17 protein-coding genes, 1 rRNA gene and 1 pseudogene are annotated in these 18,252 nt (G+C 71.1%); 16 read left to right on the forward strand and 3 right to left on the reverse strand.

Annotated elements, in window-relative coordinates:
* Positions 1–219: 219 nt before the first annotated feature.
* The 14 genes from rrf (at position 220) to scpB (ending at position 14,271) form a co-directional block, all read left to right on the forward strand.
* A 5S ribosomal RNA gene (gene rrf, locus ACO0E0_RS05800) occupies positions 220–336 on the forward strand.
* Positions 337–1,578: 1,242 nt separating this feature from the next.
* Positions 1,579–2,949, forward strand: a complete 1,371-nt coding sequence (locus ACO0E0_RS05805) for a tetratricopeptide repeat protein (RefSeq protein ID WP_422870460.1) — start codon at positions 1,579–1,581, stop codon at positions 2,947–2,949.
* 1 nt (position 2,950) lies between these two features.
* On the forward strand, positions 2,951–3,973 hold the full coding sequence (locus tag ACO0E0_RS05810; RefSeq protein WP_422870461.1) for an HAD-IIA family hydrolase: 1,023 nt from the start codon (positions 2,951–2,953) through the stop codon (positions 3,971–3,973).
* 10 nt (positions 3,974–3,983) lie between these two features.
* Entirely contained in the window at positions 3,984–4,148 is a 165-nt protein-coding gene (locus ACO0E0_RS05815; protein WP_422870462.1) for a hypothetical protein, read from the forward strand.
* Positions 4,141–5,007, forward strand: coding sequence for a TlyA family RNA methyltransferase (locus ACO0E0_RS05820; protein WP_422870463.1), 867 nt, complete (start codon positions 4,141–4,143; stop codon positions 5,005–5,007). The genes ACO0E0_RS05815 and ACO0E0_RS05820 overlap by 8 nt, the downstream gene beginning before the upstream one ends.
* A complete protein-coding gene (locus ACO0E0_RS05825; RefSeq protein WP_422870464.1) occupies positions 5,007–5,930 on the forward strand; it encodes an NAD kinase in 924 nt (307 codons plus the stop codon). Before ACO0E0_RS05820 ends, ACO0E0_RS05825 begins: the two co-directional genes overlap by 1 nt.
* Complete coding sequence (recN, locus tag ACO0E0_RS05830) at positions 5,927–7,672, forward strand: DNA repair protein RecN (protein ID WP_422870465.1); 1,746 nt, start codon at positions 5,927–5,929, stop codon at positions 7,670–7,672. Before ACO0E0_RS05825 ends, recN begins: the two co-directional genes overlap by 4 nt.
* A 181-nt stretch (positions 7,673–7,853) precedes the next feature.
* Positions 7,854–9,506, forward strand: coding sequence for a CTP synthase (locus ACO0E0_RS05835; protein ID WP_422870883.1), 1,653 nt, complete (start codon positions 7,854–7,856; stop codon positions 9,504–9,506).
* Positions 9,507–9,581: 75 nt separating this feature from the next.
* The gene (locus ACO0E0_RS05840; protein WP_422870466.1) at positions 9,582–10,148 is read left to right on the forward strand and encodes an NUDIX domain-containing protein; all 567 of its coding nucleotides are present in this window, start codon (positions 9,582–9,584) and stop codon (positions 10,146–10,148) included.
* Between the two features lie 60 nt (positions 10,149–10,208).
* Entirely contained in the window at positions 10,209–10,703 is a 495-nt protein-coding gene (locus ACO0E0_RS05845) for a hypothetical protein (RefSeq protein WP_422870467.1), read from the forward strand.
* Between the two features lie 4 nt (positions 10,704–10,707).
* The gene (gene xerD, locus ACO0E0_RS05850) at positions 10,708–11,718 is read left to right on the forward strand and encodes a site-specific tyrosine recombinase XerD (protein WP_422870468.1); all 1,011 of its coding nucleotides are present in this window, start codon (positions 10,708–10,710) and stop codon (positions 11,716–11,718) included.
* A 61-nt stretch (positions 11,719–11,779) separates the two neighbouring features.
* A complete protein-coding gene (locus tag ACO0E0_RS05855) occupies positions 11,780–12,670 on the forward strand; it encodes a ParA family protein (RefSeq protein WP_422870884.1) in 891 nt (296 codons plus the stop codon).
* Positions 12,654–13,475: a segregation and condensation protein A gene (locus tag ACO0E0_RS05860; protein WP_422870469.1), complete on the forward strand. Its 822-nt coding sequence runs from the start codon at positions 12,654–12,656 to the stop codon at positions 13,473–13,475. Before ACO0E0_RS05855 ends, ACO0E0_RS05860 begins: the two co-directional genes overlap by 17 nt.
* 124 nt (positions 13,476–13,599) lie before the next feature.
* Positions 13,600–14,271: an SMC-Scp complex subunit ScpB gene (gene scpB, locus ACO0E0_RS05865; RefSeq protein WP_422870885.1), complete on the forward strand. Its 672-nt coding sequence runs from the start codon at positions 13,600–13,602 to the stop codon at positions 14,269–14,271.
* Here scpB and ACO0E0_RS05870 read toward each other — a convergent pair.
* Positions 14,216–15,304: a hypothetical protein gene (locus ACO0E0_RS05870; protein ID WP_422870470.1), complete on the reverse strand. Its 1,089-nt coding sequence runs from the start codon at positions 15,302–15,304 to the stop codon at positions 14,216–14,218. The two genes, scpB and ACO0E0_RS05870, sit on opposite strands and share 56 nt — an antisense overlap.
* Between ACO0E0_RS05870 and ACO0E0_RS05875 the strand changes: the two genes are divergently transcribed.
* A complete protein-coding gene (locus ACO0E0_RS05875; RefSeq protein WP_422870471.1) occupies positions 15,272–16,234 on the forward strand; it encodes a pseudouridine synthase in 963 nt (320 codons plus the stop codon). The genes ACO0E0_RS05870 and ACO0E0_RS05875 overlap by 33 nt on opposite strands.
* A 12-nt stretch (positions 16,235–16,246) precedes the next feature.
* Here ACO0E0_RS05875 and ACO0E0_RS05880 read toward each other — a convergent pair whose 3' ends face one another.
* Positions 16,247–16,888: an FAD-dependent oxidoreductase gene (locus ACO0E0_RS05880; RefSeq protein WP_422870472.1), complete on the reverse strand. Its 642-nt coding sequence runs from the start codon at positions 16,886–16,888 to the stop codon at positions 16,247–16,249.
* Positions 16,889–16,914: 26 nt separating this feature from the next.
* Positions 16,915–17,718 (reverse strand): annotated as a pseudogene (locus ACO0E0_RS05885) (FAD-dependent oxidoreductase); the annotation flags it as partial.
* On the opposite strand from ACO0E0_RS05885, the gene ACO0E0_RS05890 reads away from it, so the two are divergent.
* Positions 17,603–18,175: a TetR/AcrR family transcriptional regulator gene (locus tag ACO0E0_RS05890; protein ID WP_422870473.1), complete on the forward strand. Its 573-nt coding sequence runs from the start codon at positions 17,603–17,605 to the stop codon at positions 18,173–18,175. The pseudogene ACO0E0_RS05885 and the gene ACO0E0_RS05890 sit on opposite strands and share 116 nt — an antisense overlap.
* Positions 18,176–18,252: the final 77 nt, after the last annotated feature.

Raw genomic sequence — 18,252 nt, forward strand, 5'->3', positions numbered from 1 at the left:
GGGACCAACGACCCGTGGAGCTGACCGGTACTAATACGCCGATGACTTGATTACACCACCCACCCGGGGAGACCCAAAGGTGGGGCTCGCGTCCACTCTGTGGTTCCCGATAGACGATCGGAACCCAAACATACACAACTGAACACCACACCACCACCCACCCCCGGCCAGCACGGCGGGACCCGGGACGGTGTGGACGATCGGAACATCACACACTGTTCCGGTGGTCATAGCGCGAGGGAAACGCCCGGTCACATTCCGAACCCGGAAGCTAAGCCTCACAGCGCCGATGGTACTGCAAGGGGGACCTTGTGGGAGAGTAGGACACCGCCGGACTTCACGTCCGATCCGGCTTCGGCTGGGATCGAAGACATGGCCACTGGCCCTCTGTCGACATCAAGGGATTCATCCTGCGATGTCGTCGGAGGTCCGGTGGCCATGTGTGTTTAACCGCGCTTCGTCGACGGACTGCCGACGGAGCGCAAGCCCGGGCCGGTCGGGGTCGACGTGAGCGCGACACCGTGATGGACTGGGACCGACAACGACACAGCGGAACGACACGTGGGCGGATGCCCGCAGCAACCTCGAGGAGCGATGGTGGCGGACAGCCCCGATCAAGACCGGCCGGACGACCAGGGACGCCGTGGCGGCGGCTCCGGGGGCGACCGGGGAGCGCGGCGCGGAGACGACAGCTCGCGGTCAGGGGGCCGGACGTTCGACGGTCAGGGCCGACCGGCACGAGATCGTGACGACCGGGGCGGTCCGGGCCGGGGTGCCGGCGACCGTCGAGACGGGGATCGTCCGCAGCGTGGCGGGTCGTACGGCGATCCTCAGCAACGTGGTGGGTCCTCCGGGGATCGTCCGCAGCGTGGCGGGTCGTACGGCGATCGTCCGCAGCGTGATCGATCCGCCGGCGACCGTCCCGGCGGCGACCGGTCCGACGGCGGTCGTTCCTACGGTGAGCGTCCGCAGCGCGACCGACCGTACGGCGACCGACCTCGCGGCGACCGACCGTACGGCGACCGATCGTACGGTGAACGTCCGCAGCGTGACCGACCTTCAGGGGACCGGTCCGAGGGCTGGCGCGCACGGAGTGATCGCCCCCGAGACGACCGTCCGGAGCAGGGGCGCCCGTACCGCGACGATCGGTCCGGGGCCGGGCGGTCCGGCGGTTCGGGGGATCGCCCGTACCGTGGCGACGACCGTCCCGACCGAAGCCGCAACGCCCCGCGGGACGACTCTCGCGGTGGCGGCAGGCCTCGTGACGCCGGCACCGGCCAGGGTGGGTACGCCCGCGGCCCCCGTGAGTTCGAGCGGCGTGAGGGTGGGTACCGCAGCTCGGACGACGAGCGTCGCGGGAGTGGCCCGCGCGGCCGTTCGGCGGACACCGGCCGCGACGGTGACCGATCGGGCGACCGCGGCGGACGGGACTTCCGAGCCGCGACCTCGCGCAACGACCGCCCGGGATGGCGCAGCGACCGGAACGACGGACAGCGTCCGGACCGCGCGCGGAGTGACCGTCCGGGCGGTGACCGCCCCTGGAGCGACCGTCCCCGGGCCGACGGGCGCCGGACCGATGTGCCCCGCGGTGACCGCCCTCGCGACGGCGCACCTCGTCAGGGCGGCTTCCGGGGTGACGAGAGGCCCCGGAGCGACGACCGGTTCCGGTCCGACGACCGGTCCCGCAGCGACGACCGTCCCCGCGGTGGCGACGACGCGCGCGGTGGCGACCAGCGTCGAGACGGGGACCGGCCCCGGTACTCGGACCGCGCCTCCCGGCCGGACGACCGCGGGCGTACTTTCGGCGACCGCGCCCAGCGCGGCCCGCGCGACGACCGTGGCGGCAGCGACGGAGGGGACCGCCGCCGCTTCGGCGACGGCTCCCGCTCCGCCGGTGCACGGTTCGGCGAGGCCTCCCGCGACGACTGGGAGGACCGCGACCCGTTCGGAACACGTTCGATCCGTCCACGGCACGAAGACCCGGACATCCCCGAGGGGATCGACGCCCGCGACCTCGACAAGGTCGCGCGGAGCGAGCTCAAGACCCTCAGCAAGGACAACTCCGACTGGGTGGCGAAGCACCTCGTGGCGGCGTCGCTCCTCATCGACGACGACCCGGAACTGGCGCACCAGCACGCGCTGAGCGCCGGACGGCGCGCCGGTCGTGTGGCGGTGGTCCGGGAGACCCTCGCGATCACGTCGTACCGGCTCGAGGACTTCGCCACCGCGCTGCGCGAGCTCCGCACCTACCGTCGGATCTCGGGCCGCAACGACCAACTGCCGATGATGGTCGACTGCGAGCGCGGTCTCGGCCGTCCGGAGCGCGCGCTCGAACTCGGACGATCGGTGGACAAGGCCGCGCTGGACGCACCGGTGCAGGTCGAGCTCGCCATCGCGATGTCCGGCGCACGACTCGACCTCGGGAACCCCGCGGCCGCGCTCGCCGAGCTCGAGATCCCGCAGCTCGACCCGACGACGGCGTACTCGTGGTCACCCGGGCTCTACAGTGCATACGCGGCGACGCTCGAGGAGCTCGGCCGTCAGGACGAGGCCGACGAGTGGTGGGCCCGTGTCGACCGTGCGGCCGAGGCGCTCGCCGAGGCCGCCGACGAGGATGCTTGGGAGACGATCGATGTGGTCGAGGAGACGATCGAAGGAACGCACGACACGGCCGGAGAACACGGCGAGCCCACGGAACACGGCGAACCCGGAGAGCACGGCGAGTCCAGGGAACACGGCGAGCCCGGAGAACACGGCGGCGAGCCCGTCGTCGGGGGAGTCGAGTCCGACGACCTCGTCGAACCCGGGGACGGCGTCACGGGGGACGACGGCCTCGACGAGGGACCGGACGTCGCCGGCGGCATCGACGACGACGACATCGACGACGGCGAGTTCGAGATCGACGAGGAGAACCCGACCGACGTCGACGGCTCCGGCGCAGACCACTGACGTGGCGACCGCGACGGACCAGACGCCCCACGCACCCCTCGACGGCGTCGACGTGGTGCTCACCGACCTCGACGGGGTCGTCTACCGCGGTGCGCACGCGATCCCGCACGCGGTCGACGCGCTGACGGCTGCCGCGGGCACGGCGCGCATCGGGTACATCACGAACAATGCGTCGCGCCGCCCCCAGGACGTCGCGGACCACCTGGCCGGCTTCGGCCTCCAGGTCGGGCCGGACGACGTCGTGACGAGTTCGCAGGCCGGGGTGCACATGCTGCGCGGGCTCGTGCCGGCGGGGTCGACGATCCTGGTGATCGGTGGCCTCGGGCTGACGAGCATCGTCGACGGCGCCGGGTTCGTCGTGACCGACTCGGCGGACGACGACCCGGCGGCCGTCATCCAGGGGTTCTCGCCGGACCTCGGGTGGAAGCAGCTCGCGGAGGCCTCCTTCGCGCTCGCGAAGGACATCCCCTGGGTGGCCACGAACATGGACTGGTCGATCCCGGTGGAGCGCGGGATCGCGCCGGGCAACGGGACGCTCGTCGCAGCCGTGCACAACGCCGTCGGCCGTATGCCGGTGGTCGCGGGCAAACCGGAACGCCCGATCTTCGACACCGCCGTGGAGCGGTTCGGCGGCGAGTCCCGGCTGTTCATCGGCGATCGTCTCGACACCGACATCAAGGGCGCGAACGACGCCGGGATCCCGAGCGTGCTCGTGCTCACCGGCATCGACCAGGCCAAGCAGGTGCTGGCCGCGGACCAGCGGTCGCGACCCACGTACGTGCTCGCCGACCTCCGCGGGCTCGCCGAGCCCTACCCGGTGGTCGACCGACGGGAGGCCCGTGACGGCTCCCGCACGGTGACCGTCGGTCGTGCGCGGGTCCGGATGGACCGCCACGTGGTGCGCGTCGAGGAACGGGGCAACGACGCGCTCGACCTGCTGCGGGCCGGTGCTGCGGCGATCTGGGACTCCGGACTCGCGATCTACGGCCTGGACGTCGACCCGGCGCTCTACGGCGGCGAGTAGGTTGACCGCCATGACAGCACCGGACGCCGAGCAGCCCGACCACTCGGCGGACGACCTCGGAGACCGCGTCCGGTCCGTCGAGGCGCAGCCCCTCGAGGAACGTGCCGCGGCGTTCGCGGCCCTGCACGACGAACTCCGGACGCGCCTGGAGCGCGACGGAGGTGCGGGTGCCTGAGGGCGCACCGGCACGCCTCGACGCGCTCCTCGCCGCCCGCGGGCTCGTGAAGTCACGGACCGCCGCGGTGAAGCTCATCCAGGCCGGCCGCGTGTCGGTCGACGGCGTCACCGCGATCAAGGCGTCGGCCCCGGTCGCCGGGGACGCCCTGCTCGCCGTCGACCCCGAGGACGACTGGGTGTCGCGTGCCGCCCACAAGCTCGTCGGCGCCCTCGACGCGTTCGGCGTCGACCCCGCGGGCCGGATCGCACTCGACGTCGGCGCCTCGACCGGCGGGTTCACCCAGGTGCTCCTGGACCGCGGCGCCGAGCGGGTGATCGCGCTCGACGTCGGTCACGGGCAACTCGACCCCCGTGTCGCGATGGACCCACGGGTGGTCTCCGTCGAGGGCACGAACGCGCGGAGCATCACGGCAGACGACGTCCGCGCCATGGACCCGGCCGCGGCGCGCATCGACATGGTCGTCGGCGACCTGTCGTTCATCAGCCTGCGACTCGTCCTGCCCGCACTCGTCGACGCGGTGGTCGACCCGTTCCGGGCACGGGATCTCGTGCTGCTCGTGAAGCCGCAGTTCGAGGTCGGTCGGACCGGCGTCCGCGAGGGCATCGTGCACGACGCCGACCTGCGGAACGACGCCGTGATGAACGTGCTCTGGACGGCGTGGGACCGCGGCCTCGGCACGGTCGGCGTGGTCCCGTCCCCGATCGTCGGGACGCACGGCAACCGCGAGTTCCTGGTGCACCTGCAGCCGGTCGACGGACACGCCCACGGCGAACACGAGGGTGCGTCGACAGGGCGTCCCGGACCGAATCCGACAGAATGGATCGACCGGGTGACGAGGATGACGGAAGGGACGTGATGGGCGAGGACCGACACATCCTGCTCGTGTCGCACACGGGTCGGCGCGACTCGATCGACGCCGCGCTCGAGGTCTGCGACATCCTGCGCGTCGCCGGCCTCACGCCGGTGATGCCCTTCGACGAGTACGCCGACATCCGCCGTGCCGAGGCCGGGGTCGGACGCGTAGACATCCTCGGCGTCGACGTCCAGCTCGACGAGCTCGAGATCGTCATCGTCCTCGGCGGGGACGGCACGATCCTCCGCGCCGCGGAACTCGTGCGCGACGTCAACGTCCCGCTGGTCGGGGTGAACCTCGGCCACGTCGGGTTCCTGGCCGAGAGCGAGCGCGACGGTCTCGCGGACACGGTCGAACGCGCGCTCCGTGGCGCCTACCACGTGGAGGAGCGGGTCACCCTGCAGGTCGACGTCGTCGTCGGCAACGAGATCGTCTACTCGTCGTGGGCCCTCAACGAGGCGACGATCGAGAAGGCGGCCCGGGAGCGCATGCTCGAGGTCGTCACCGAGGTCGACGGACGCCCGCTGTCGTCGTACGGGTGCGACGGGGTCGTCGTCTCCACGCCCACCGGCTCGACCGCCTACAACTTCTCCGGCGGCGGCCCGATCGTCTGGCCGGACGTCGACGCGCTGGTTCTCGTCCCTCTGAGCGCCCACGCCCTGTTCTCCCGGCCGATCGTCGTCGGTCCGGACTGCGTGCTCGCGGTCGAGGTCCTGCGGCGCACCTCCGGGGTCGGCGTCCTCTGGTGTGACGGCCGACGGACCCACGACCTCCCACCCGGCGCGCGTGTCGAGGTCCGTCGGTCGCCGAAGCCGGTCCGGGTCGCGCGGCTCAAGGACGCGCCGTTCACCGACCGTCTCGTCGCGAAGTTCCGCCTGCCGGTCACCGGGTGGCGCGGCCCGCAGCACGACGAGGACGACGCGTGATCGACGAGATCGGCATCCGCGACCTCGGTGTGATCGGCGAGGCCACGCTCGAGCTCGGACCCGGGTTCACCGTCGTGACCGGGGAGACCGGTGCCGGCAAGACCATGATCGTGACCGCGCTCGGCCTCCTGCTCGGCGCCAGAGCCGATGCATCGAGCGTCCGACGGGGCAGTCCCGCCGCGAGTGTCGAGGGCCGGTGGCGCATCGCCGACGACTCCGACGTCACCGAACGCGTCGAGGACGCCGGCGGTGCGGTGGAGGACGGGGAGCTCATCCTGACCCGGACCGTCTCGGCCGAGGGGCGCAGCCGAGCCACCGTCGGCGGACGGGGTGCCCCGGTGGCCGTGCTCGGCGAACTCGCCGACCAGCTCGTCACCGTGCACGGGCAGTCCGACCAGATCCGTCTGACGTCCGCGACGGCGCAGCGTGCAGCGCTCGACGCGTTCGGCGGGGCACCGGTCCGGGACGCGCTCGCCGCGTACACCGCCGTGTTCGAGACGTGGCAGCAGCACACCGCCGAGCTCGAGACGATCACCCGCGACCGCGACGAGCGTGTGCGCGAGGCCGACCTCCTCCGCGCCGCGTCGGCCGAGATCGAAGCTGCCGACCCGCAACCCGGCGAGGACGTCGAGCTCGCCGAACGTGCCGAGCGTCTCGGGAACCTCGAAGAGCTGCGGCTCGCCGCGGGCCTGGCCCACGAGGCGCTCTCGAGCGAGTCGCTCGACGGCTCCCCGGACGTCCTCGGGCTCGTCGAGGCGGCACGACGCGCCGTCGAGCGCGTCGCCGGGGTGGACACTGCGCTCGAACCGATCCTCGCGCAGCTCACCGAGATCGGCTTCCAGGTCGGCGAGGCCTCGGCGTCGCTGTCGAGCTACGTCGGATCGCTCGACGCCGACGTCGGGCAGGACCTGGAGCTCGTCAACGAACGCCGGGCCGTGCTCGCGGGCCTCACGCGCAAGTACGGCGGGGCCCTCGACGGGTCCGTCGGCGGCGACCACGATGCCGACGATGCCCTCGACGGCGTCGCCCGGGTCGTCGAGTACGGCCGACGCGCGTCCGACCGGCTGCTCGAACTCGACGGCGACGACGACCGTGTCCTCGTGCTGGAGCGCTCGGTCGCGGACGACCTCGACGCGCTCGAGTCGGCCGGTGCGGTCCTGACCGCGGCGCGCACCGATGCGGCCGCGTTGCTCGGCGAACGGGTGACCGACGAGCTCTCGAGCCTCGCGATGACCGGCGCACGACTGGTGGTCGAGGTATCCGACGCCGGCGGACACCGCCCCTCCGGTCGTGACCAGGTCGCGATCCTGCTGCAGCCGCACGCCGGATCCGATCCCCGACCGATCAGCAAGGGTGCGTCCGGCGGCGAGCTCTCCCGGGTGATGCTCGCGATCGAGGTGGTGATGGCCGGCACGACGACGGTCCCGACGTTCGTGTTCGACGAGGTCGACGCCGGCGTGGGCGGAGCCGCGGCGATCGAGATCGGCCGTCGCCTCGCCCGGCTCGCGCAGACCACGCAGGTCATCGTCGTCACGCACCTCGCGCAGGTCGCGGCGTTCGCGACGAACCACCTGCGGGTCGTCAAGGACGCCGACGGCGCGGTGACGTCGTCGAGCGTGCAACGGCTCGAGGGCGACGACCGGCTGCAGGAGATGGCACGGCTCCTGTCCGGACTCGGGGACAGCTCCAGCGGCATCGAGCACGCTCGTGAGCTGCTCGACGTGGCGGCGGCGTCCGTCTGACGCAACACGCGCGGTGCGCGACCGGTCTGGGCGAGCGGGCCGTCGTGCCATATGATGGAAGCCCGTGGCGGACACTTTTCACGGGCAGGCAGACAGCACCCGGGCACACAGCACTCAGGTACAGAGCACGCAGGTACAGAGCCCGCAGGCGCACACGACGACCCCCAAGGTCACGAAGCACATCTTCGTCACCGGCGGGGTCGTTTCGTCGTTGGGCAAGGGACTGACGGCGGCCAGCCTCGGCAACCTGCTCACGGCGCGTGGCGTGAAGGTCGTGATGCAGAAGCTCGACCCGTACCTGAACGTCGACCCCGGCACCATGAACCCGTTCCAGCACGGTGAGGTCTTCGTCACCGACGACGGCGCCGAGACCGACCTGGACATCGGCCACTACGAGCGGTTCCTCGACATCAACCTCGCCCAGTCGGCGAACGTCACGACGGGCCAGGTCTACTCGACCGTCATCGCCAAGGAGCGCCGCGGCGAGTACCTCGGCGACACCGTGCAGGTCATCCCGCACATCACCGACGAGATCAAACGGCGGATGCGCGAGCAGGCCGAGAACGACCCGCAGCCGGACGTCATCATCACCGAGGTCGGCGGGACCGTCGGCGACATCGAGTCGCAGCCGTTCATCGAGTCCGCCCGACAGGTGCGGCACGAACTTGGTCGCGGGAACGTGTTCTTCGTGCACGTGTCGCTCGTGCCGTTCATGAACGCATCCGGCGAGCAGAAGACGAAGCCGACCCAGCACAGCGTCGCCGCGCTCCGCTCCATCGGCATCCAGCCGGACGCCCTCGTGCTCCGTTCCGACCGACCCGTCTCCGAGTCGAACAAGCGCAAGATCGCGCTGATGTGCGACGTCGACGAGCAGGCCGTCGTGAACGCGGTCGACGTCCCCTCGATCTACGACATCCCGACGATGCTCAACAACCAGGGTCTCGACGCCTACATCGTGGACGCGCTCGGCCTGACCGACATCGCGGGCGACGTCGACTGGACGAGCTGGAACGAGGTCCTCACCGCGGTGCACGAGCCGAAGCGTGAGGTCACGATCGGGCTGGTCGGGAAGTACATCGACCTGCCGGACGCGTACCTGTCCGTGACCGAGGCGCTCCGTGCCGGCGGGTTCGCACACAACACCAAGGTCCTGCTGAAGTGGGTCGTGTCGGACGACTGCGACACCCCCGAGGGCGCGGCGAAGCACCTCGGCGACGTGGACGGCATCTGCGTGCCCGGTGGGTTCGGCGTCCGTGGCATCGAGGGCAAGCTCGGCGCGCTCCGGTTCGCCCGTGAGCAGGGCATCCCGACGCTCGGGCTGTGCCTAGGGCTGCAGTGCATGGTCATCGAGTACGCCCGGAACGAGGCCGCGCTGCCCGACGCGTCGTCGTCCGAGTTCGACCCGGAGACCCCGTTCCCGGTGATCGCGACGATGGCCGAGCAGGTGGACATCATCGCCGGGGGTGACCTCGGCGGCACCATGCGTCTCGGCCTGTACCCCGCGGCGCTCGGCGAGGGCACGCTCGCCCGGGACCTCTACGGTGCCGACCAGGCGTCCGAGCGGCACCGCCACCGCTACGAGGTGAACAACAAGTACCGTCAGCAGATCGCCGACGCGGGCCTGGTGTTCTCCGGCACCTCACCGGACGGCACGCTCGTGGAGTACGTCGAGCTCGACCGTGCGGTCCACCCGTTCTACATCGGCACGCAGGCGCACCCCGAGCTCCGGTCGCGCCCGAACCACGCGCACCCGCTGTTCGCCGGGCTCGTCGCCGCAGCGATCGACCGCCAGGAGGCCTCCCGCCTGTTCGAGGTCCAGGAGCAGTCGGCCTGACCGCCGAGCCCCGTCCCGGACGGGAGGCGCGCAGCCAGCTGGCACCGCGCCTCCCGTCCGGTGTTTGATGGGCTGGTGACCGACTCGCCCATCGCCGACGAACCGTTCGGACCGACACTGCAGGACTCGTCCACCGTGTACGAGGGCGCCGTCTGGGACGTGCGCCGCGACACCGTCGACTACAACGGGCGCGACATGGTCCGCGAGTACGTCGACCACACCGGTGCGACCGCGATCTACGCCGAGGACGACGACGGCCGGGTGCTCGTCATCCAGCAGTACCGCCATCCGATCCGCACGCGCGACTGGGAGCTGCCCGCGGGTCTGCTCGACGTCCCGGGGGAGGCGCCGCTCGAGGCCGCCAAGCGCGAGCTCGCCGAGGAGGCCGACCTGGAGGCGTCGGACTGGTCGCCGCTCGTACGGTTCCACACCACCCCCGGTGGGAGCAACGAGATGCTGCACGTGTTCCGCGCGCGAGGACTCAGCACGGTCGACGCATTCGACCGGACCGACGAGGAGGCCGACATCGTGAAGCGTTGGGTGCCGCGTTCGGAGATCGTCGACGGCGTGCTCGCGGGGCGTCTCTCGAACTCGATCCTCGCACTGGCGGCGCTCGCCGCGGAGGCCGCGGACCGACGCTGAGCCTCTGTCCCCGGTCGTCGGGGCTCGGCCGACGGGGCGCGGCTCGGTACGCTCCGACACATGGAGACCGAACGGCCGGAGACCGGCGACACCCTGACCACGACGATCCAGCCCGGATGGTCCGGCGAGGTCGTCCGCGTCGTGACCGGTGTGCGTGCCTGGCGGACCCCATGGCCGTGGATCGGTGTGGTCGTCGTCCTCACTGTCTGCGGAGCCGCGTTCCTGGAGGGCTCGTGGCTCCTCTGGATCGTGTCGTTCGTCGCCGCGGTCGTCGTCGTCGGCGTGTGGATGGCGGTCCGATCGGCGCTGCGACGAATGGTCGACGCGACACTGCCCGTCGGGTCGTCCGTGGCGGTGACCTACGGCGCGGACACGCTCACCGTCGTCACCTCCACCGAGGCCGCCACTCGCTCGTACGAGCACTACGACCGGGCGTGGGTCGTCGGTGCGGTCGCGTTCTTCCGGGTGCGCGCGACGAAGCACACGAGTGTCGTCCCGCGGTCGATCGTCCCGGAGACCGTCGTCGAGCGGTACCGGCAGTCAGCCGTACGCTGATCGGGTGACGACGCTCGAGCAGGCGACGGAGACGTTCCTCCGCCACGTCGCGATCGAGCGTGGGCTGTCGCAGCACACCCTCGCCGCGTACCGCCGCGACCTCGGCACGTTCGCGGACTGGATCGCGTCCGCGTCGGATGCCCGACCGGTGCTCGACGACGTGGGGCGGCTCTCCCGCGGGGACGTGTCCGGGTTCGTGGCACACCTCGCCACCCGCCCAGAGGGACCCCTCGCGCCGCGGAGCATCGCCCGGATGCTGTCGTCGGTCCGGTCGTTCACGGCGTTCACCACCGCCGAGGGGCTCCTGCCGGCCGATCCAGGTGCGTCCGTGTCCCCACCGAAGGCGCCGATGCGCCTCCCGAAGGCGATCAGCGTCGAGCAGATGTCGACGCTCCTCGCGGCGGTCGACGGCGACGACCCGGTCCAGCTCCGCGATCGCGCCCTGCTCGAACTCCTCTACGCGACCGGCACCCGCGTCTCGGAGGCGGTCGGACTGGCGGTCGACGACATCAGCGCGCTCACCGTCGACGACGTCACCGACGACGACGAGCCCGACGTCACCGTGGTCCGCGTCACCGGCAAGGGCAACAAGCAGCGGATCGTCCCGCTCGGGTCCTACGCGCTCGCCGCGATCGACGCGTACCTCGTGCGTGCGCGACCGGTGTTCGCCGCCCGGGGGAGCGCCACACCCGCGCTGTTCCTCGGCGCCCGGGGCGCGCCGCTCTCCCGACAGAGCGCCTGGCTCGTGATCCAGGCAGCAGCCGAGCGGGCCCATCTCGGCGCGCACGTGTCGCCGCACACGTTCCGACACTCGTTCGCGACGCACCTGCTCGAAGGCGGTGCGGACGTCCGGGTGGTGCAGGAGCTCCTCGGGCACGCGTCGGTCGCGACGACGCAGATCTACACGCTCGTCACCGCGGACATGCTGCGGGACGTCTACCAGACGTCGCACCCACGCGCCCGGCGGGAGACCGCGCGGCAGGAGACCGCGCGGCAGGAGACCGCGGGGCGGTGACCGGCGGGGCGGGCGCGTGCCGAGCCTCCCGTCCGCGCGGTCCCGTGCGCCTGCCGGGTGGATGCGCGGGCGCCGGTACCATGACGGTGTGAGCACGAACCCGACGACCCAGCCTGTGATCGGTCCGACCGGGCGACCCGTTCAGGACTTCGCCGTGCCCGCCCCGCTCGACGGCCACGGACCCGCGCGCATCATCACGCTCTGCAACCAGAAGGGCGGGGTCGGCAAGACGACGACCACGATCAACCTGGGCGCGACGCTCGCCGAGTACGGCCGCCGGGTGCTCGCGGTCGACTTCGACCCGCAGGGTGCGCTCTCCGCCGGACTCGGCATCCGCACCCACGACGCGCCGAACGTCTACGACCTGCTCATCGGCAGCATCAAGGACCCGCACGAGGTCATCCAGGCGAGCGGCGTCCCGAACCTCGACGTCATCCCGGCGAACATCGACCTGTCCGCAGCCGAGGTCCACCTGGTCACCGAGGTCGCCCGCGAACAGATCCTCGCCAGCGTGCTCCGCAAGGTCTCCTCGGACTACGACGTCATCCTCATCGACTGCCAGCCGTCGCTCGGACTCCTCACCGTCAACGCGCTCACCGCCGCGCACGGTGTCCTCATCCCGCTCGAATGCGAGTACTTCGCGCTCCGCGGGGTCGCGCTGCTCGTCGAGACCATCGAGAAGGTCCGCGACCGGCTCAACCCCGCCCTGACGCTCGACGGCATCCTCGCGACGATGTACGACTCGAGGACGCTGCACAGCCGCGAGGTCATGGAGCGCGTCGTCGACGCATTCGGCGACAGTGTGCTCGACACCGTCATCGGACGCACTGTCAAGTTCCCGGACGCCACCGTGTCCGCTCGCCCGATCACGCAGACCGCGCCGGAGCATGCCGCTGCGGCGGCGTACCGCGCGCTGGCGCGGGAGCTCGTCGCGCGTGGCGCCGTCGCCTGAGCCCGTCGCGTCCGGCTTCCGGGTCCGGCTGCGGAACTTCGACGGTCCGTTCGATCTGCTCCTGTCGCTCATCACGAAGCGCGAACTCGACATCACCGAGGTGGCGCTGAGCGCTGTCACCACCGAGTTCATCGCCCATGTCCGGGCTGCGGAGTCGTCGGACGAACTCGACGAGGCGAGTGAGTTCCTCGTCGTCGCCGCGACGCTCCTCGACCTGAAGATCGTGGGGCTGCTGCCGCAGGGGGAGCTCGTCGACGCCGAGGACGTCGCGCTCCTCGAGGCGCGCGACCTCTTGTTCGCACGCCTGCTGCAGTACCGGGCGTTCAAGCAGGCCGCGTCCTGGTTCGCTGCGCAGTGGGACACCGAGGTCCGTCGTCACGTCCGCAGCGTGCGGCTCGAGGAGCGGTTCCGCGCGCGGACCCCGGAACTCGTCTGGACGTTGTCCGTGCAGGACTTCGCCGCGCTCGCCGCGATGACGCTCGCCCCCCGCACGGTCCCCACCGTCGGGCTCGACCATCTGCACGCGCCGCTCGTCAGCATCCGCGAACAAGCCGCGATCGTCGTGTCGATCCTGCGCACCCGCGCCGCAACCGACGCCCCGGACGTCTCGTTCCGCGAGCTGATCGCCGGCGTCGACCAGACGGGTATCGTTGTGGCTCGGTTCCTCGCGGTCCTGGAGCTGTACCGGAACGCGTCCATCGGCTTCGAACAGCTCGAGCCGCTCGGGGACCTGACGCTGCGGTGGACCGCCGAACACTGGTCCGACGAGAGCCTCGCCGATCTGGGAGCCGACTATGACGGATGACACCGCGCACGCGGCCGACGCCAACGGCTGGAGCGAACCCGGGGGAGCGGACGAGATCTCGGAGGCGCGGTTCTCCGAGGCGAGGTTCGTCGAGGCGCAGTCCGCGGGGGCGCGGTCCGCCGGGCTGCCCGCGGAGGAGTCGCTCCACTCGGCCGATGATGCGGTTCCCGCTGGCGGTTCCGCCGACCCAGACGGCGTCCCGAACGCATCCCGTTCGGGTGCCGGGACCGCTCCCGTCCAGCACGTCCCGGTCGAACGCCAGCTCGAAGCGATCCTCATGGTCGCGGATGCGCCACAGTCGCTCGTCGCACTTGCCACCGCGGTCGGGTCGCCTGTCGCGGTCGTCCGACGGGCCATCGACCGCCTCGTGGCCGACTTCGACGGTGTCGACGGTGGCATCCGGCGCGGATTCGAACTCCGCGAGGTGGGTGGTGGCTGGCGGTTCTACGTCCGGGCCGACCTCGACGCGGTCGTCGACCAGTTCGTGCTCACGGAGAACCCGTCGCGGCTGTCCCAGGCCGCGCTGGAGACGCTGGCGGTGGTCGCCTACAAGCAACCCGTCACGCGCTCGCAGATCGCCGCCATCCGTGCGGTCAACGTGGACGGTGTGGTGCGGACGCTCGTCGCCCGGGGGCTCATCGCGGAGTCGTTCACCGACAGTGAGACCGGCGCGATCAACTACGTGACGACGGACTTGCTCCTCGTGCAACTCGGCATCAACTCGCTCAGCGAGCTGCCGCTCATCTCGCCGCTCCTCGAGGACGGCGCGGAAGGATTCGACGATGGCCGCACATGATGATTCGAGAGGTCGCCCCTCCGGTGGCGGACAGTCTGACCGGAACGGGAACGGTCGTGACGGGCGGTTCGGTGGGCTGAACCGCTCCGGCGATCGCGATCGCGATCGTGGCCGGACTGGAGGCGCAGCTCGCGGGGAGCGGAACAGCCGTCCGTCGGACGGTGGGTACCGAGGGCGCGACGAAGAGCGCCCCGGTGGTGGCGGGTATCGGGGTCGGGATGAGCGTCCGGCTGGTGGTGGCGGGTATCGGGGTCGGGATGAGCGTCCGGCTGGTGGTGGCGCTCCCGGCGCGCGCCAAGCTCGGCCGACGGGTGGTGGTGACCGTTGGCGCGATGACCGCTCCGTGCGCGATGACCGCTCTGTGCGCGATGACCGCTCTGTGCGCGATGACCGCTCCGTGCGCGATGACCGCTTCACGGGTGGCAACGACCGCGGACGCGACGATCGGTCTCCCGGCGGTGGTGGACATCGAGCGCGCGACGAGCGTCCGACCGGGCCCGGCGCGTATCGGGGCCGAGACGACCGTCCGGCCAGCAGTGGCGGACATCGTGGACGTGAGGAACGTTCTCCTGGGGATCACCGTCGTGCGCAGGACGGCCGTCGCACCGACGGCGGCACCCGCGAGGGAGATGACCGATCCTCCGGGGCTGGCTACCGCGAGCGGGACAGACGTTCCGCTGACAGCCCACGAGGCCGAGACGAACGTCCCGCGGCGCGCGGGTACCGAGACCAGGATGGCGACCGACGTGCAGGTGGCCCCCGGTCCGCCGCACGTCGCGACGACGGCTCTCATGTGGGCGAGGCCTCCCGCGGCCGTCGCGACCGCTTCGACACCCGTCGCGAGGACGCGGACGACCATGCCGAGTCCCGCGTCTGGCACAACGGCCGCCGGTACGTCGGCGGCACCGCGAGTCCTCGCAACGCGAACCCGCGCAACCCGATCGCACGTCAGGCCGCTGAACGACGCCATGCCGAGCGGGCCGCCGAAGAGGCGCGCGTCATGCCGCTCCCGCCGGGCGAGGTCGACGAGCACGGCGTTCCGGTGGAAGGAACCCCGGAGCGCCCGTTCATCCCCGAGTGGAACGATGCCGTCGCCGGAACGGCACCAGCCGTCAGCGATGGACACCTCCACACCGGTGAGCGCCTGCAGAAGGTCATCTCCGCGGCCGGTGTCGCCAGCCGACGGGTCGCGGAGAACCTGATCGCCGAAGGCCGCGTCACGGTCAACGGCGTCGTCGCCGACGAACTCGGTCGCCGGGTCGACCCGGACGTGGACGAGATCGCCGTGGACGGCGTCGCCGTGCAGGCGGACTCGTCGAAGCGGTACATCGTCCTGAACAAGCCGACCGGCGTCGTGTCCAGCATGCTCGACGAACGCGGACGACCCGACCTGTCGCAGTTCGCGGATCGGTACGACACCCGCCTCTTCAACGTCGGGCGGCTCGACGCCGAGACATCCGGGTTGCTCGTGCTGACGAACGACGGCGCACTCGCCCATGTGCTCGCACACCCTTCGTTCGGAGTCTCGAAGACCTACATCGCGAAGGTGGCCGGCACGGTGATGCCGGCCACGATCCAGGAACTGCAACAGGGCGTGGAGCTGGAGGACGGTCCGATCGTCGCCGACCGCGCACGCCTGATGGAGACGTCACAGGGTTCGTCGATGGTCGAGATCACGCTGCACTCCGGCCGCAACCGGATCGTCCGACGTCTGCTGGACGCGGTCGGGCACCCCGTTCAAGAGCTGGTCCGACGCTCGTTCGGTCCGATCAATCTCGGCACCCTGCCAGCGGGCCGCATGCGTGACTTGACGAGCGTCGAGCTGGGCCAGATCCTGACGATCGCTCGGCAGCACGGTTCCACGTTGCCGCTGCTCGCCGATGATGAATCCAACCCCGGCTCCGGATCGGAGTCCGGCTCCAAGTCCGAGCCGTCCGCCCGGACCGAGCCCATCGACGACTGAAACCCGCGCGGTTCAGGCCTCCTGAGCCGCGCGGTACGCCGCCGCTCCGGCCTTCCACGACTCGGCCTCGGCCACGAAGTCCGGTACCGAGTCGACCGCGACCCCGCCCGGGGCGAAGTGCTGCACGATCGCGTCGTTCGCGTCCGCTGCGATCGGGCCGGACCGTTCGAACAGCATGGATTCGTACTGCAGGACAGCGGCGTCGAGTGATGGCTCTCGGGCGATGGACCGGGCGAGTTCGGCGGCATCGAGCATGGCGAGGTTCACCCCCTGGCCACCGAACGGGGCCATGAGGTGCGCAGCGTCGCCGAGGAGGGTGACACCGGGTCGGTGCGTCCAGACGAGCGGGGCGGGGAGCGCGAAGATCGGCCGGTTGCGCAGGGAGCCGTCCGACTCGGCGATGATTCGACGGAGCTCTGGCGCGAAGGCTTCGAACCGTTCGAGCAGGATCGACCGCACCTTCTCGGTGTCGAGCGATTGCGTGCCATTGGCGTCGACGAGCCCACCGCGACCGTCGTCCGGGCCGAGACCGGCGGCACGCAACCACCCGAGTTCGATCCGCATCCCGAGGTACCCCCGGACGACGTCGTCGCTGTTGCGTTGCAGGATGATGGTCCGCCCGTCCCCGTTCGCCCAGAGGTGGCCGTCGCCCACGAGCGTAGCGATGTCGGGTGCCGGATCGAGACGTCCGTGAACAGGAGTTCGACGAAGCTCACACCGGTGTAGATCGGGCGTGCGTCCGTCAGGAGGGGCCGGACCCGCGACCAGGCGCCATCGGCACCGACGACGAGGTCGGCCACGGTCGAGGAGCCGTCCGCGAAGTGCAGGACCGTGGTGCCGTCCGACTGCGGGTCCGTCCCGACGAGCTTGGCGCCCCAGCGGATCGTGCCGGTGGGGAGCGAATCGACCAGCATGGTCCGGAGTTGTTCGCGATCGATCTCGGGTGCGGCGAACTCGTCGGCCCCGACGATGTGCTCGATCAGGACGGTGCCGTCGGGGGCCATGAGTCGCTTGGACTGGCCCTCCGGTCGGGCCAGAGCCGCGAACTCGTCCACGAGGTCGGCGTCTTCGATCGCGATCTGCCCGGTGTCCGCATGGAGGTCGAGCGTCCCGCCCTGCTGGCGCGCAGTCGCCGAGGGGTCGGCGTCGTACACGACGGCAGGGATGCCGTGGCGCTGAAGGACACGTGCGGCGAGGAGCCCGCCGGGGCCCGCACCGACGATCGCGATCCTGGGAGTGGGGCCGTGGGTGATGTCGTTCATGGGGTCTCCAAATGATCGGGATCGTTCGTCGGGTGTGATGAACGATCGTTCGGTAAGCAGTCCGACCATACCTGCCGAACGATCGTTCTGCAAGTAGGGTGTGACCATGGCAACCACCGCGCGGACGCGTCGGCCCGGGAGCGAGACCCGTACGGAGATCCTGCGCGTGGCGCTCGACCTCTTCACCCGGCAGGGCTTCGAGGGCACCTCCATCCGGGACATCGCAGCGGCCCTCGGCGTCACGAAGTCCTCGCTCTACTACCACTTCGAGAACAAGGACGCGATCGTCCAGGCGCTCGTCGAGACGCGCCGCGACGAACTCGACGACCTGCTCGCCTGGATCGACGACCAACCTCGCGACCAAGGACTGCTGCAGCGATCCGCGCTGCGGTGGGTCGAGTCGACGACTCCGCAGCGCATCCAGGGGCTGCGGTTCGCGCAGGCCAACCGACCCGTGATGCATCGACTGGCGCAGACCGGCGGGGACTTCCGGGGGCTCTTCGACATGATCGTCGAGCGCGTCGTCCCGGAGGAGTCCCCGGTCGAGCAGCGCCTCCGCGCCCGGATGGCCTTCGACACCGTCAGTGCGGCGCTCTTCGCCGCGCAGGGGACCGACGCCTCGACGGACGACGTGCTCGCTGCCGCCAAGGACGCCACCATCGCGCTCACCCGGCCCTGACCCGGACCAGGCCGGCCGCGAGCGCGACCCTGTGCGGACCGGACCCGGTGCCGTCCACAGGCCCCGCCCCTCCGCCC

Source organism: Curtobacterium phyllosphaerae, from assembly GCF_049341865.1.
Classification (GTDB): domain Bacteria; phylum Actinomycetota; class Actinomycetes; order Actinomycetales; family Microbacteriaceae; genus Curtobacterium; species Curtobacterium phyllosphaerae.